Annotated in this window: 13 protein-coding genes; all 13 read left to right on the forward strand. The window is 59.0% G+C overall.

The features are described 5' to 3' along the window. The first annotated feature begins 824 nt into the window (after positions 1–824). The 13 genes from B7L72_RS08275 to B7L72_RS08335 all read left to right on the forward strand — a co-directional run bounded on the left by B7L72_RS08275 (position 825) and on the right by B7L72_RS08335 (position 15,147). Complete coding sequence (locus B7L72_RS08275) at positions 825–1,670, forward strand: thymidylate synthase (protein WP_040460680.1); 846 nt, start codon at positions 825–827, stop codon at positions 1,668–1,670. After that, positions 1,667–2,206: a dihydrofolate reductase gene (locus B7L72_RS08280; protein WP_081193676.1), complete on the forward strand. Its 540-nt coding sequence runs from the start codon at positions 1,667–1,669 to the stop codon at positions 2,204–2,206. The genes B7L72_RS08275 and B7L72_RS08280 overlap by 4 nt, the downstream gene beginning before the upstream one ends. A gap of 19 nt (positions 2,207–2,225) precedes the next feature. Beyond that, the gene (locus tag B7L72_RS08285; protein ID WP_081193678.1) at positions 2,226–2,984 is read left to right on the forward strand and encodes a ProQ/FINO family protein; all 759 of its coding nucleotides are present in this window, start codon (positions 2,226–2,228) and stop codon (positions 2,982–2,984) included. 263 nt (positions 2,985–3,247) lie between these two features. After that, positions 3,248–4,384 carry a porin gene (locus tag B7L72_RS08290; protein ID WP_081193680.1) on the forward strand — a complete coding sequence of 379 codons (1,137 nt, stop codon included), beginning with the start codon at positions 3,248–3,250 and terminating at the stop codon, positions 4,382–4,384. 381 nt (positions 4,385–4,765) lie between these two features. Then, positions 4,766–6,106 carry an oligosaccharide flippase family protein gene (locus B7L72_RS08295; protein ID WP_081193682.1) on the forward strand — a complete coding sequence of 447 codons (1,341 nt, stop codon included), beginning with the start codon at positions 4,766–4,768 and terminating at the stop codon, positions 6,104–6,106. Continuing rightward, entirely contained in the window at positions 6,103–6,777 is a 675-nt protein-coding gene (locus tag B7L72_RS08300; protein WP_081193684.1) for a WecB/TagA/CpsF family glycosyltransferase, read from the forward strand. The genes B7L72_RS08295 and B7L72_RS08300 overlap by 4 nt, the downstream gene beginning before the upstream one ends. A gap of 3 nt (positions 6,778–6,780) precedes the next feature. Continuing rightward, the gene (locus B7L72_RS08305) at positions 6,781–7,422 is read left to right on the forward strand and encodes a glycosyltransferase family 32 protein (RefSeq protein ID WP_081193686.1); all 642 of its coding nucleotides are present in this window, start codon (positions 6,781–6,783) and stop codon (positions 7,420–7,422) included. A 51-nt stretch (positions 7,423–7,473) separates the two neighbouring features. Then, positions 7,474–8,817: a hypothetical protein gene (locus B7L72_RS08310; RefSeq protein ID WP_081193688.1), complete on the forward strand. Its 1,344-nt coding sequence runs from the start codon at positions 7,474–7,476 to the stop codon at positions 8,815–8,817. 61 nt (positions 8,818–8,878) lie between these two features. Beyond that, the gene (locus B7L72_RS08315) at positions 8,879–10,291 is read left to right on the forward strand and encodes an undecaprenyl-phosphate glucose phosphotransferase (protein ID WP_081193690.1); all 1,413 of its coding nucleotides are present in this window, start codon (positions 8,879–8,881) and stop codon (positions 10,289–10,291) included. Positions 10,292–10,303: 12 nt separating this feature from the next. Further along, positions 10,304–11,302, forward strand: coding sequence for a UDP-glucose 4-epimerase GalE (galE, locus tag B7L72_RS08320; protein ID WP_081193692.1), 999 nt, complete (start codon positions 10,304–10,306; stop codon positions 11,300–11,302). A 158-nt stretch (positions 11,303–11,460) separates the two neighbouring features. After that, positions 11,461–12,738 (forward strand): O-antigen ligase family protein, encoded by a 1,278-nt coding sequence (locus tag B7L72_RS08325; protein WP_081193694.1) that lies wholly within the window; start codon positions 11,461–11,463, stop codon positions 12,736–12,738. 260 nt (positions 12,739–12,998) lie between these two features. Then, positions 12,999–13,400 carry a DVU3141 family protein gene (locus B7L72_RS08330; RefSeq protein WP_081193696.1) on the forward strand — a complete coding sequence of 134 codons (402 nt, stop codon included), beginning with the start codon at positions 12,999–13,001 and terminating at the stop codon, positions 13,398–13,400. A gap of 1 nt (position 13,401) precedes the next feature. After that, positions 13,402–15,147: a polysaccharide biosynthesis/export family protein gene (locus B7L72_RS08335; protein ID WP_081193698.1), complete on the forward strand. Its 1,746-nt coding sequence runs from the start codon at positions 13,402–13,404 to the stop codon at positions 15,145–15,147. The last annotated feature ends 353 nt before the right edge of the window (positions 15,148–15,500 follow it).

Raw genomic sequence — 15,500 nt, forward strand, 5'->3', positions numbered from 1 at the left:
GGTTCGAAGGCGCGTTTGGTTCGGCGGCTCTATCGGGAGCGGCTGGCGCCGCCTTCGCGCCGGGCCGCCGCTGCGGGTGCCTCTTTCGCTCGTTGCTCTCGCTCTGTCGTTACGCCGCGCTACGGAGCCTGGCTTGCGGTAGAAACGTAGCGCGGTGTAAGCGGAGCGCACCCGCGAAGCAACGCGAGAGCGTTGCCGATGAAGGTGCGGCGGGTGGCGGTGGCGTTTTGTGGTTCGAAGGCGCGTTTGGTTCGGTGGCTCTATCGGGGGCGGCTGGCGCCGCCTTCGCGCCGGGCCGCCGCTGCGGGTGCCTCCATCGCTCGTTGCTCTCGCTCAATCGTTACGCCGCGCTACGGTGTATGGCTTGCGGTGGAAACGTAGCGCGGCGTAAGCGGAGCGCACCCGCGAAGCAACGCGAGAGCGTTGCCGATGAGGGCGCGGTGGGTGGCGGTGGCGTTTTCCTGTTTGGAGGCGTAATCAGGGCGGCTGGCGCCGCCTTCGCGGGTGCCTCCATCGCTCGTTGCTCTCGCTCTGTCGTTACACCGCGCTACGGGGGGGCATAGCTTGCGGTGGAAAACGTAGCGCGGCGTAAGCGGAGCGCACCCGCGAAGCAACGCGGAAGCGTTGCCGATGAGGGCACGGTGGGTGGCGGTGGCGTTTTCCCGTTTGGAGGCGTAATCGGGGCGGCTGGCGCCGCTGTCTGGGCAGGCACTTGTGCTTGCATCATCGCGGGCTGAAGCCCCCTCCTACAACCCTTAACATAGACGTTGCCTTTAGGGGAGCCTAGAATACAGCCTCATATTCGCTGTTAATCTGGAAACCTTGTGACTGCTACAACGCCTTCGCTTACCACGTCGAACGAATTGCCTGCGCTTGAGCAGCCTTACCTGGACTTGATGCGCACTGTGCTCGAACAGGGCGTTGATCGCGGTGACCGTACCGGTACGGGTACGCGCTCGGTGTTTGGCCACCAGATGCGTTTCGATCTTTCCCGTGGGTTTCCGCTGCTGACCACCAAGAAGCTGCACTTGCGCTCGATCATTCATGAGCTGCTCTGGTTTCTGAAGGGCGATACCAACATCGGTTACCTGAAAGAGCACGGCGTGCGTATCTGGGACGAATGGGCCGATGAAGCGGGCAACCTGGGGCCCGTATATGGCTACCAGTGGCGTAGCTGGCCGCACCCCAAGGGCGGCAGCGTGGATCAGATTGCCAACCTGCTGGAGCAGATTCGCCATAACCCGCAGTCGCGCCGCTTGATCGTCTCGGCCTGGAACCCGGGGCAGGTGGATGAAATGAAGCTGCCGCCATGCCACTGTCTGTTCCAGTTCTACGTGGCGAATGGTCGACTCTCCTGCCAGCTGTACCAGCGCAGTGCGGATATTTTCCTCGGTGTGCCGTTCAATATCGCCAGCTACGCGCTGCTGCTCAGCATGGTGGCGCAGGTGACCGGGCTGAAGCCGGGCGAGTTCATCCACACGCTGGGCGATGCCCATCTCTACAGCAACCACCTGGAACAGGCGCAGGAGCAGCTGACGCGTACGCCCATGGCGCCGCCAGCGCTGGTGCTCAATCCGGCGGTCACGGATCTGTTCGACTTCACCTTCGATGATATTCATATAGAAGGGTACCAATCGCACCCCCACATCAAGGCAAAGGTTGCCGTATGAGCCAATCTCTCCCGACTGACGAACTGCTGGTGCCGGTGGCGATGATCGTCGCCATGGCGAAGAATCGTGTCATTGGCGTCGATGGCAAGCTGCCCTGGTACCTGCCGGAAGACCTGAAATTCTTCAAACGCATGACCCAGGCCAAGCCTCTGGTGATGGGGCGCAAGACCTATGCATCCATCGGCAAGCCGTTGCCCAATCGGCTGAATATCGTGGTGACCCGAGACACGGCCTTCACCGCCGAGGGCACGCGTATCTGCCACGACCTGCCGTCTGCCCTGGCGCTGGCCGACCAGCACGCCACCATCGAAGCGGCGGAGGAGATCATGGTGATGGGAGGCGGCGAGATCTACCAGCAAGCCTTGCCCTTCGCCCAGCAGCTGTATATTACTGAAGTCGATATCGACGTCGAGGGCGACGCGACGTTTCCAGAATTCTCGGCAGACGAGTGGCGTGAAGTGCAGCGCGTACCCGGCCAGCCAGCGGAAGGGCAGCCACGTTATGATTTCGTGGTATATGAGCGTGTCAACGACTGAGCAAGGAAAGGAGGAGGTGATGGCTGCCAACGTACTGCAACTATTAGAACTACTCGAAGCACGGCTCGACCAGAAAAACGCCGAGCTGGAAGCACTGCGTGCCGAAAACAGCCGCCTGAAGCAGCAGCTGGCACGTGGGGAAGCAGCGCCACCCCAGGTAGTGCCAGCGCCGCTGCCCACGGAAGCGTGCCAGCCCCAGGCAGAGCGTCAGCACCAGGAAAAGCCCCCGGTGGTAGCCGAGCAAGTGCCACCGCAGGCAGAAGCAAACGAAACGCCAGCGCCTGCCGTTGAACCTGCTGCCAAAGCGACTCAGCCGCCATCGCCCCACGCGTTGTTGAAACAGTGGTATCAGCGCTACCCCAATGCTTTCTTCAAAGGGCATACCAAGCCGCTGAAAGTAGGGATTCATCACGACCTGGCCGAGCGTGAGCCCTGGTCGGGCAAGCTGGTGCGCCGTGCGCTGGCCAACTACGTCAATCTGCCGCGCTACATCAAATCCATGCGGGAAGGGGTAGAGCGGGTCGATCTGGAAGGCAATCCGGCAGGCAAAGTCGACAAGGAAGCGGCACAGCACGCCAGTGCGCGGCGCCACGAAAGCCAGGCGACCACAGCAACAGAAGCCGCGCCGACACCGCGTGCCAAACCTGCTCAACGAACGCCGCCGCCAAGGAAGGAAAAACGTCAGGAAGTGCCCCGGCAGGAAAAAATCGAGCAGGCAAAACCGCTTAGCCTTGAAGAGAAGCTGAAAGGTTTGCAGCAGAAATTCGAAGGCCGTTGAGACCGGTTTGGGTTGGCTGGGTTCCATAAAAAAACACAAATCATAAAAAAACACTGTTTTTTTCTATTGCGTTCCTTGGAATCCCAGTATAGAGTTTGATCTGCGAGCATTGGACTATAACAAGGCTTTGTTGAGGACATGTCGCATACCACCGGGAAAAACCGGCGGGTGAGAAAAAGAGCATGGCCCGCAAGCCGCTTGCTGGCTTCTTCGAAGGCCAGTAACAACGATCGAAACAGTAAGCTAGTTAAGGAACCTATATCATGAAAAAGACACTTTTAGCGACTGCCATCGTTGGCGCCCTGGGTGCCTCCGCTGCCGCTCAAGCAGCCACTGTCTATGACCAGGACGGCACTCGTCTGGACATTTACGGTCGTATCGCCATGGGTATCGCCGGTGGCGGCCCCGAGTTCGATTCTAAAGACCGTGAAATCGACAACGGCGCTGAGTTCGTAGACGTGGCCTCTCGTCTGGGTCTGCGCATGAGTCAGCAGGTTACTTCTGACCTGAGCGCCTTCGGTCATGTCGAGTGGCGTTTCCAAGGCGACGAAAACAAGACTGACGGCGGTTTCAACGAGCTGCGTCAGAGCTACATCGGCCTGCGCAGCAGCCAGTACGGTACAGTGGTTGGCGGTAACTTCGACAGCTTCTACAGCCAGTTTGTATCCAAGCCGTTCGACGTTTACATCGACCAAGGCTTGCAGTTCGCTGGTCAGCGCAAGCAGTCGCGCGGCGACTCTATCGGTTACTACACGCCTGACCTCGACGGTTTCACTGCCTTCCTGCAGCTGAAGCACTACAGCGAGCGTGGCTTGAATGAAACAGGTCCGCGTCTGGATACTGATGGCAACGTGGTTGGTACAAGTGAAGAAGGTAGCGTTGTTGCTGCCCAAGGTGGTGTCCGTTACGCTGAAGGTCCTGTGACTGTTGCTCTGGGCTTCGTTGAGGACGTTCAGCGTGCTGATGCAAACCACAGGGGTAATGGCCGTGGTAACGGCGAAATCCTGGTCGGTTTGATCGGTTCTTACGCCATTGACGACCAGTGGTCTGTTCGTCTGGGTTACGAAGGTCGTGAGAACAATAGCGATCTGAATCGCACTACTCGTGGCAGTGATAACGGCTTTGACAAGTTTGGCGTAGGTACTACCTACACCACAGGTCCTTGGGCGTTCAACGCTGACTACTACCGTATCAACCGTGACGGTATCAATGCTCAGGGCAATGAGAACGATAACAGCAACGCATGGTCTGCTGGCGCATACTACAAAGTATCCAGCAACTTCGACGTATTCGCAGAAGTGGCTGATGGCGATGCACCCTCTATCCGTCGCGACGAGACTACTCTGAGCGACCTGACCGACAGCGTATACTGGCTGACTGGCGCTCGTTACCACTTCTAAGCCTGGCTATTGCCAACGCTTGAATGGATAACTGCCTAACAGCAGATAGAACCGGCCCTTAGGGGCCGGTTTTTTGTTTGATGGCCTATGGTCAGTTAGTGAACAGGTTGGCCAATCGCTTGGCCGTCTGAAGCAAGGTACAGTAGCTTTAACAGTATTTACTAAACACATCTCATTGCTGTTGACAATGGAGGAAATAGGCAAGATTTATGAATCCTGCTTCCACCTTGTTACATGCAGGCGCCGAAAAGGGTATGATTCATACCTTAGGCTAAGATCACTTATGTTAGTAATAACGTTTATCAGGCAGTGGCATTTGAAAGCCATGCTTTTATAAATTTACCTGAAAAGTCAAAGAGCTGACCTTCCCAAGAGTCACGGATGATTAAACGAATTCTGCAGAATCAGCTGCTCACCACGCTGGCTGCGCGCGGTATTGCCGCGGGTGGTACATTCCTGCTTTCCTACGTGCTGGCCACGTTCGTCACTATTCAGGCCTTTGGGGCCTTCATGCTGTGCCTGTCGATCATGATTGGCATGCAGGTGTTTGCCAGCCTGGGTACCGACCGGGCCACGCTCAAATACATGGGGGTAGCGACTTCCAATAATAGCCGCCGCGAAGTGGCGTGGATTTACAAGCATGCCATGGTGGTCAACGTGGTGGCAGGTGTGCTGCTGGGGGTAGGACTATGGGTAGCAGCACCCAGCGTGGCGCAAATGCTGCTTTCCTCGACAGACAATGCGGTCGAGGCCCTGCGAATGACCGCGCTGTTGTCGCCGGTGTACAGCGTCATTTACCTGTGCAATTTTCTGATGAAAGGGTGGGGCAGGGCCAACGTTTCCTGCCTGTTCGAAATAGGCTGTATTTCCATCGTGCTCAGCGGGGTCGTGCTGGTGTGTGCCTGGCTGGGGATCTCGCTGGGGGCACTGGCGCTGATGACCGCGCTGGGTGTGATTCTAGGGCTCTACCTGCTTGTGGCGCTGTGGGCCGTCTGGTGGCTCTACCGCCGCAGCGCGCTGGTCGAAAGTGACAGCGTCAGCTTTACCAAAGGCTTCTATCGCCATCTGCCCGATTTTTTGCTGGTAGGCATCATCTTCTACTACACCCAGTGGGGGGTTGGCCTGGTATTGGGCGCCTTCCATAGCGAAAGCGATGTTGCCTTGTTCAGCCTGGGGCTACGGTTGGCCATGATCATCGGCTTCATCCTGACCGTATACGACAGCATTCTGGGGCCGCGTTTCTCACGGCTTCAGCACGAAGGCAATGGTGAAGGGCTCAAGCAGCTTGCCCAGAAAAGCGCTTTTCAAATGACCTGCTTTGCGCTGGTGCCTGCCCTGGTCTTCATCATTTGGCCCAACGCTGTGTTGGCTCTGTTTGGCAGTGATTACAGTGGTGCCGCCAGCGTTGTGAGAATCCTCGTGATTGGGCAGCTGGTCAATGTGATGACCGGCTCGGTCATATTGCTGCTTTTAATGGCTGACCAGCAGCGCGCCGCGCGGAATATACTAATCTGGTCTGTGGTGGTGGGGGGCATTGCCTCGCTGCTGCTGATTCCGCGTTACAGCGCAGAGGGGGCGGCCTATGCGCTGCTGCTGTGCCTGCTGATTCAGAATGGCGTGGCGGTCTACGTGGTGAAGAGAAAGTTCGGTTTCATGATGACCGACTGGCGTTTCGTCATGACGCCACGAAGCCGAGCCAACAATGATGGTGAACCAAGATGATTAGACTCGAAAGGGAGTTCCACCTGGAAGAAGGGATCGATTACAGCTTCATCAATCCGTTTTCTCTAGGGGTCGTGGCGCAAAGCCTGAGCGAGCAGGAGTGCCGACAGATTCGCTTCTACGCCGATGGCATTGCCGTCGTGCTCTATACCCGGTTGTTCAAAGGCAAAAAGATTCAGCGTACCAGCTTCGACGACACCTCGATTGCCCCGGTGGTACTGGGCCATGCCCAGGCCACACAGAAGCGCGTTGCGCTGGTGGGCGGCACCGAAGAGAACGTCCGTCAGGCGGCGCAGCTGCTGGCGCAGAAATACCCTGGGCTCGAGATCAGCTACGCACGCTCCGGCTTTTTCAGCAGTGACGAAGAGCGCCAGCAGAGCCTGGTGCAGGCAGCCAATGCCGACATCGTCATCGTGGGCATGGGCGCAGGCAAGCAGGAGCGCCTGCTGCTGGACCTGAGGGCTGCGGGCTGGCAAGGCACCGGCTTTACCTGTGGCGGCTATCTGGATCAGTTCGTGCAGGCCAAAGGGCAAGACTACTATCCCGCGTGGGTAGACCGCCTCAACCTGCGCTGGTTATACCGAATGATGAAAGAGCCCAATCGGTTGCTGAAACGCTACTTGAAAGACTACCCCCGGTTTTTGATCAAATACGGCAACAAGATTGAGTGAATCATGATTCCTAAAAAGATCCATTTCTGTTGGTTTGGCGGTAACGCCATGACATCACTCTATAAAGAGTGCATCGCCTCGTGGCAAGAGAAAATGCCCGATTATGAAATCGTGGAATGGAACGAAAGTAATATCGATAAAGATATTCCTTTTGTTCGCTACTGCCTGGAAAACAAAAAGTGGGCATTTCTCTCGGACTACATTCGGATGTACGCCCTGAATGAGCAAGGGGGCATCTACCTCGATGTGGACATGGAAGTAGTGAAGTCCTTGGATCCTTTGTTGAGTCATCCCTTTTTCATCGGGTATGAAGATGAGGGAAGAATCGGCGCTGGAGCCATTGGTGGTGTGCCTGGGCATCACTTCTTCAAGAACGCCATGCAGCTCATCGAAGAACGGCATCAGAAGAAAAAGCCTTACCTGATAGCGCCCGAAGTGGCCAATGCGTGCATTGCCAAAGAAGATACCGATACCGTCATTCTGCCTTGGCCACTTTTCTATCCCTACAACCCTTACGCAAAAACCCATGACCGGAAGCAGCTGCTCTATCGGCATGTCACCGAAGAAACGTACCTGATCCACCATTGGGGTAAAGGCTGGAAAATGAGTTTGATGGAGCGGGTCTTCAGAAAACTGTTCAAGTGATCCGTTGCGGTAAAGGGATTCAATTTAGCTAGATGCGTTTGGGAGCAAGGAATGCAAGGTCGTGACCCATTGGGCAATGCCTTATTGACTTACCGCCACAAGGCGCAGCCGTTGGCTGCGATGCTGCTAATGGCCGTGATCGTGGCACTGGGCGTCGTGGGCGTGATGACGCCCTGGCACTACAACATACTGCCCGCCGTGCCGCTCCTGGAGCTGGCGGTGCTGGGGGTATCCGTACTGGTGTTTCCACCTAAAAGTCGTTCAGCCTGGCTGTTCCTGCTGGCGGCAGGCGGCTATCTGGTGGTCACGCTGGCCATCGCTCTATTGATGAGCGGTAGCCATATTCTCGATTACGTGCAGGCGTACAAAGCGTTCTTCTATGTTCTGCTGCTGTGCTCGTTCATTGGACAGCCACTATTCAAGCCCTCCCAGGTCGCCCAGTTCTTTTATTTGCTGCTGGGACTGTTCTTTATCAAGTACACCTATTCTCGGCTAATCGGGCTGGATGCCTGGGTCAGTATTCGCTCAGGGATATTCACCGAAAACAATTTCGAGCTGGTACTGCTGATTCTGTTGCTGTACCTGGTGCTGCCGGTAATTCGCTGGCATGTGGTCTCGATACTCGCCGTGATGCTGATCATCTTTTTGTCAGGCTCTCGGAGCGCGTTTCTGTGCTTTCTGGCGGTATATTTTTTCAGCGTATTTCGAGTGGGCAAGCGGTTTATACGAACATGGCTACTGTTGTTCCCGCTGCTGATTGCGCTGGCCTATGGCATCGTCAACGACCGCATGGACATCTCGCTGGGCAGCGGGAGTGGCACCACTGCCGAGCATCCCAGCATGCCAACCCTGGAAGAGGGGCGTTCGCCTGCGGCTACTCTGGGGCCGGATGGCGAAGTCATCGAGCAGCCGCTTACCTTTCGCTCCCTGCTGGAACGGGGCGCGTCCATCGACCGCGTTCGATTCCTGCTCTATTTCCTCGATGACGTAGAGGGGTGGCAGTGGTGGAACGTGATGCTGGGTACACAGCCCCTGACGCCGATGTCTACGGAAACGTGCGAAGCGCTCTCTTACTGGAGCGACATGTACAGCTTCTCCGGGGATGGCACCTGCTACTCGGTCATTCTGCACTCCTACATCATTCGTGTGCTTTACGACCATGGCGTGCTGGGGCTGATCTTTCTCGTGGTATTTACCGGCTATGCGCTGCGCAAGAGCGGCTATGGCTGGGTCGACACGCTGTGTGTGCTTGGCGTGCTAATGGCCTCATCGCTCTCCGTTTCGGCATTCAATAGCGTGTTTGCCATGCTTTCCATGATGTTCTATCTCTCATATGGGCGAACGCAACCAGCCCCGGAGCCCTCGGTGGAAGTCGCCAGCAATAGCACGACCTGAAAGTAGCCTGGAAAGCCCATCGCAGCGCCCAATAATTAGATCGTAGAGTAGAGACCGTACTATGCACTCAGACAGTAAGCTGGGAGCCGCTCAGAAAAGAGGCGTGATCTTTTCCGAGCGCTACCCGCCCAAGATCATCTTTCCGGTGTTCGACTTCGTCGTCGTCGTGCTCTCGGGCGTGCTGGCGTACCTGATGCGCTTCGAGACCGTGCACCTGCACGAGCACTACGTGCTGGCCCTGGTGTGCATGGCCTTGCTGGTGGTAGTGGCCAACAGCTCCACGGGCAGCTACAAGCGCTGGCGTATCTCCTCCACGTTTTACATCATCACCAAGCTGATGCTGGTGTGGTTGGTGATCGGCATCATCGTCACCTCCATCATCTACTTTGCCCACGCGGCAGAGCGCTACTCACGGCTATGGGTGGGGCTGACGCTGCTGTTCTCGTTCGTGCTGGCGGCCAGCGCCAGGGCGCTGGTGCAATACGGCTTGCGGCGCATTCGCATTCGTGGCGGAGCGCGGCGCCCCGTGTTTCTGGTGGGGCCTGCCAAGAACGTACTGCACGTGGCGCGGGGCATGCGGGCTGCCTCCTGGGAAGGGCACTCCATTGCCGGGGTCGAGCGCCTTCCTGATGGCTCGCTCGATCAAGAACAGTTGGAGCGCATTGCTGCCCGGATAGGCGACGCAAACGCGTCCGAAGTGTGGATCTGTGTGCCGCTGGAAATGGGCGACACCGTGCATGGCCTGTTTTACGCGCTGCGCAACCATACCGAAGAGATCCGCCTGATTCCGGAATTCAAGGACATGCGCCTGCTCAACCATCGCACCAGCGAAGTGGCGGGGCACTTGGCCATCGACCTCAGCGTATCGCCTATCAACGGCATGGCCAGAGTCGTCAAGCGCGCCGAAGACATCATCGTCGGCAGCCTGATCTCGCTGATGATTCTGCCGGTGTGCATTGCCATTGCGCTGGCCATCAAGTTCACCTCGCCTGGCCCCGTGCTGTTCAAGCAGCACCGTACGGGCTCTAATGGCAAGGTGTTCAAGGTTTACAAATTCCGCTCGATGAAAGTGCACCAGGAAAAAGAGGGCGTCGTTACCCAGGCCACCAAAAACGATAACCGTCTGACGCCGATAGGAGCCTTCCTGCGCCGCACCTCCCTGGATGAGCTGCCGCAGTTCTACAACGTGCTGCAGGGGCGCATGTCCATCGTAGGGCCTCGCCCCCATGCGCTGGCCCACAATGAGTACTACAAGGAACTGGTGGAGTCCTACATGCGCAGGCACAAGGTGAAGCCCGGTATTACCGGCTGGGCTCAGGTCAATGGGCTGCGCGGTGAGACCGAGACGCTGGAAAAAATGCAGCGGCGGGTCGAATACGACCTGTGGTACATCGACAACTGGTCGGTGTGGCTCGATCTCAAGATCATCTTCATGACCGTATTCAAGGGCTTTAAACACACCAATGCTTACTGACCGGAGCCTCTGATGATTTTAGTGACAGGTGGCACGGGCTATATCGGCTCGCATATCGCCGTCGAACTGCTGAAGGAAGGGTACTCGGTGGTGCTGCTGGATGACCTTTCCAATAGCGTGGCCTCCGTGGTGCCGCGTATCGAAAAGATCACTGGGCGCGCGGCGGCGTTCTACCAGGGCGACGTGCGCGATGCTGCGCTGCTGGCGAGCATTTTCGAGCAGCACCCTATCGACGCGGTGATTCATTGCGCAGGCCTGAAGGCGGTAGGTGAAAGCGTGACCCAGCCGCTTGCCTATTACGATACCAACGTGCATGGCTCCATCGTGCTGTGCCAGGCCATGGCCAAAGCGGGTATCAAGCGGCTGATTTTCAGCTCATCGGCCACGGTGTATGGCGTGGATGCCATCCCGCCCTACGTGGAAACCATGGGCCGGGGCAGCTGTACCAGCCCCTATGGCACCTCCAAGGCCATGGTCGAGCAGGTGCTGGAAGACCTGTGCGCCAGCGACCCAGAGTGGTCCGTGGCCATTTTGCGCTACTTCAACCCCATTGGTGCGCACCCCTCGGGCCTGATCGGTGAATCACCCCAAGGGGTCCCCAATAACCTGATGCCCTACATCAGCCAGGTGGCGGCAGGCGTGCTGCCCGAGCTGCAGGTCTACGGCAACGACTACCCCACCCAGGACGGCACCTGCGTGCGTGACTACCTGCACGTGGTCGATCTGGCGGCAGGGCACCGCGTCGCGCTCAAGGCGCTGGAAACGCCCGGCGCCAGCCACTACAACCTGGGCACGGGGCAGGGGGTGTCGGTCAAGCAGATGATCGATGCCTTTACCCAGGCCACCCAAGTGCCCGTGGCCTTCCGCTACGCCCCCCGGCGCGATGGCGACCTGGCCGCCTTCTGGGCCAGTGCCGAAAAGGCGCAGCAAGAGCTGGGCTGGCAAGCCACCCAAACCCTCGACGACATGATGACCGACACCTGGCGCTGGCAGCAGCACGCCAGCGCCTGAACGTATGCTTGCCAGGTGAGCGCCTGGCAAGCAGCCACGTTATCGGTAAGCCCCTGTTGCCTGTGAGCCTATGCTATCCCTGAGAACAGGCTGCCTGTGCTACTATCGGCTTCCTCAATGATTTGCCGCCCCAGGGCCATGAAAGGAAGTCTGTTTCAATGTTGGTAACGCACCCCCCCTCGTCACATCCCGGCACTCAGCCTCCTCAGTTATTTACCGGCGTGGCCGTCTTTCTTTTGGCCGCCATCGCGCTGGTCGTGCCCAGCGGCTACTCGCTGGGGGCGTTACTGCTACTACTGGCGGGGCTGGGGCTCATCGCCCTGCGCCGTGTTCCTCAGCTGACACGCCAGGACGGTGCGATTATTGCCGTGCTGTTGGCCTACGCGGCCATTACCATGCTGGAAGCATGGCTGGATGGCCAGGGCAGCAAGGGCTTCGACAAGCCCAGTCGCTTCATTCTGGCCATTCCGGCGCTGTTCTGGGTACTGCGCTACCCGCCCAATCTGGCCTTTCTGTGGAGCGGTGCCGCCGTGGGCGCACTCAGTGCAGGTACCTGGGCCGGGTGGCAAAAGCTGTTCGAAGGCGTAGACCGCGCCCAGGGCCATACCCATGTGATTCAGTTCGGTAACCTCAGCATGCTGCTGGGCGTACTGTGCATGGCAGGCCTGGGGTGGGCCGTGGTGCAGCGCCAGCGTCAGGTGTGGGTCGCCCTGCTGCTGGCGGGGGCATTGGGCGGCATACTGGGCTCGCTGTTTTCCGGCAGCCGTGGCGGCTGGATAGGTTTTCCCATCGTGCTGTTGGTGCTGTACCGCGCCTATGGCACCCAGCTTTCCAGCCGCCTCAAGGTGGCCGTCGTGGCGGCCGTAGTGGTGGGGGGGCTGGTGGTATATTCAGTGCCTCAGTCGGGGGTTCAGGATCGCGTGCAGCATGCCTTCAGTGACGTGGCATTGTACATTTCCGGTGAAAATCGCTCGACCTCTGTTGGGGCTCGATTCGAAATGTGGCGCGGAGCCGCCATGCTGATTCAGGAAAAACCGCTAACGGGGTGGGGCAGTACCGGTTACGCCGAAGCTATGTACGCCTTTGGCGAAGAAGGCATCATCAGTCGTGAAGCAGCGCAATATGGCCACGCCCACAACGAATTCGTCGATGCTTTCGCCAAGCGCGGCATTCTGGGGCTGGTGATTTTGTTGGCACTTTATCTGGTGCCCATGCGACTGTTTGCCCGCGACCTACAAGCCAGCGACCTTGCCACCCGCGCCGTGGCGACAGCGGGGGTGCTGCTACCCGTTACGTTCCTGGATTTCGGGCTCTCCCAGGTTTTTCTGGAGCATAACAGCGGCGTCATGATGTACGCCTTCCTGCTGGTGGTGCTGTGGGGCAGCCATGCAGCACGGCACTCAGCCGCCAGTGTTCAGGTGAGCAGTAAGCATTAGATAACATTGTGTTTTAAGCATAGATTTTAAACGGTCTCCTGGAGGCCGTTTTTGTTGAAATGGTCAATAGTTATTGCGCTAAATAGATTTAATTGGATTGTACAATGCTTGTTGACGTAGAACTGCCACTTTTAATCCCTTAGAATAGCCGAGCATTTTTATATCTCAGGTTAACCTCTATTCATCCGCACAGCGTAGGGCAAGGGAATGCGCCCGTATCAATCCCTGGGCGGTAGCGTGCCTTTTTGATGGAATCTTCTATGTTGAATGCCCCTATTTGCGTCTCGCGGCCAGCTCGCATGCTGTTGGCGGCGGTCAGCGTGGCCCTGGTCAGCGGCTGCGCCACCCAGTACCCCTCTGGTAGCACCCAGCAAGCCCCCCAGTATGTGCTTAACCAGGATGCCGCGTCGCTTCTGGAAGATGAAGCGCTCAACCGCTTCCTGACCCAATCGCCTGCCAGCGGCGTACATACCGCCGCCCGCACGCCCTGGGGCGACAACGTGGAAATCATTGCCGAGGCCCCGTATCTGGCGGCCAGCGGGCGAAAATGCCGCCAGCTCCAAGTGATGGAGCCCGGCGGCAGCGTACGCGCAGCACTCGCCTGTGAAACCCCCAATGGCTGGGCACACCAGCGCCTGGTCACCCAAGCAGGAGGGCGCTGACATGCCGGCCACGATCACTTCCACCCCCGCCCTGTTGGCTCCGCTGAAGCGCGTGCTGGCTACGGCCGGGCTGGTGTTTGCCACGCTGGCCACAGCGCCCGCCATGGCGCAATCCATCAGCCTCTCCAACGACATTCTTCCCCAGCAGGGCAGCCAGCAACGCGGCCAGCCGGGGCAGCAAGAGCAAGTGGACGACACCCCCCGCGCCGACTGGCGCAGCGGCACCTACGGCCCCATCGCCACGCCGCCCCAAGACCCCGATGCCTTGCCGCCCTTTGGTGCCAACCTGTTCAGCGGTGGCTTTCGTGGTGCCATGGGGGATGGCCTGAATGCCGACTACCGCATCAAGCCCGGCGACCAGATCACCGTGCGGGCCTGGGGCGCGTTCGAATTCGACCGCGTGCTGCCCGTGGATGCCCAGGGCAACATTTTCATCCCCGGCTCCGGCCCGTTGAATGTGGAAGGCCAGAACAGCCAGCAGGTAGACGGCAGCGTGCGTAGTGCCATTACGGCGGTGTACCCGGATAACGTCGAGGTCTACACCAACGTGCAAGGCGTTCAGCCCGTGGCCGTGTTCGTCACTGGCTATGTGGAAAACCCGGGCCGCTATGCAGGCACCCCCAACGACTCGCTGCTCTACTTCCTCGACCAGGCCGGTGGCATCGACCAGGACCTGGGGAGCTACCGGCAGATTCGTGTGGTGCGTGACGACCGCACCGTGGCCACCGTCGACCTCTACGACTTCCTCATCAACGGCACCATCGCCCGCCCGCAGTTTCAGGATGGCGACACCATCGTAGTGGAAGAGCGTGGCCCTGCCATTGCCGTGGTCGGTGATGTACACCGTGAACACCGCTACGAACTGATCGGTAATCAGCTTAGCGGTGCCGAAATCATCAACCTGGCCCGGCTGAGAAGCGGCGTTTCCCACGTGCTGCTGCGCGGCGACCGTGACGACGGCCCGATTGCCCAATACTTCCCCATCAACCTGTTTGCAGGCCAAACGGTACGCAGCGGTGACGAAGTGGTGTTCAGCGCCGACCAGCGCAGCGAAACCATCGTGGTGGAAGTCGAAGGCAGCTACTACGGCCCCTCGCGGTTTGCGCTGCCCCGCAATGCCCGCCTCAGCGAGCTGCTGGACGCCATTGCCGTCCCCGAAAACATGACCGCCGTGGAAAGCATCTCGCTACAGCGGGAAAGCGTGCGCCAGCAGCAGGCGCAATCCTTGCAGGACAGCCTGCGCCGCCTGGAAACCACCTACCTGGGCGCTTCCTCGCGCACCGACCAGGAAGCCCAGATTCGCCTGCAAGAAGCCGAACTGATCGAACGCTTCATCGAACGCGCCCGTGAACTCGAACCCAGCGGCCGCTTGGTGGTGGCCTCCAGCGACGGCATCACCGACATCCGCCTCCAGGATGGCGACGTGATCACCATTCCTGAGATCAGCGACTCGGTGCTCATCAGCGGTGAAATCCTCGTGCCCCAGGCCGCCGTTTACCGTCCCGGCATGAGCGTCATCGACTACGTGGAAAGCGCCGGTGGCTTCACCGAACGCGCCGACCGCGACCAGATCCTGCTGGTACGCCAGAACGGCGCCGTCGAACACGCCCGCAACACCCCGCTGCGCCCCGGCGACGAAATCCTCGTCATGCCCAAGGCACCCACGCACAACCTGCAGCTCGCCTCGACCCTCACCCAGATCCTCTTCCAGATCGCCGTCACCACCCGCGTCGCCCTGGACCTGTGATGAGACCCGCTGCAGTGGCCCTGTGCCGTCACCGGCACCCCTAACGGGGTGCTTCGCGGGTGCGCTCCGCTTACACCGCGCTACGAAGAACCGCCATCAACGGCAACGACCCCGTAGCGCGGCGTAACGAAAGAGCGAGAGAAACGAGCGAAAGAGGCACCCGCAGCGGCGGCCCGGCGCGGAGGCGGCGCCAGCCGCCCCGATTAAGCCACAGTGATCGAGCAAACCTCATTGGCCTCACCGGCACCCCTAACGGGGTGCTTCGCGGGTGCGCTCCGCTTACACCGCGCTACGAAGCACCGCCATCAACGGCAACGACCCCGTAGCGCGGCGTAACGAAAGAGCGAGAGAAA

The organism is Halomonas sp. BC1, from assembly GCF_002078135.1.
GTDB classification, from domain to species: Bacteria; Pseudomonadota; Gammaproteobacteria; order Pseudomonadales; family Halomonadaceae; genus Vreelandella; species Vreelandella stevensii.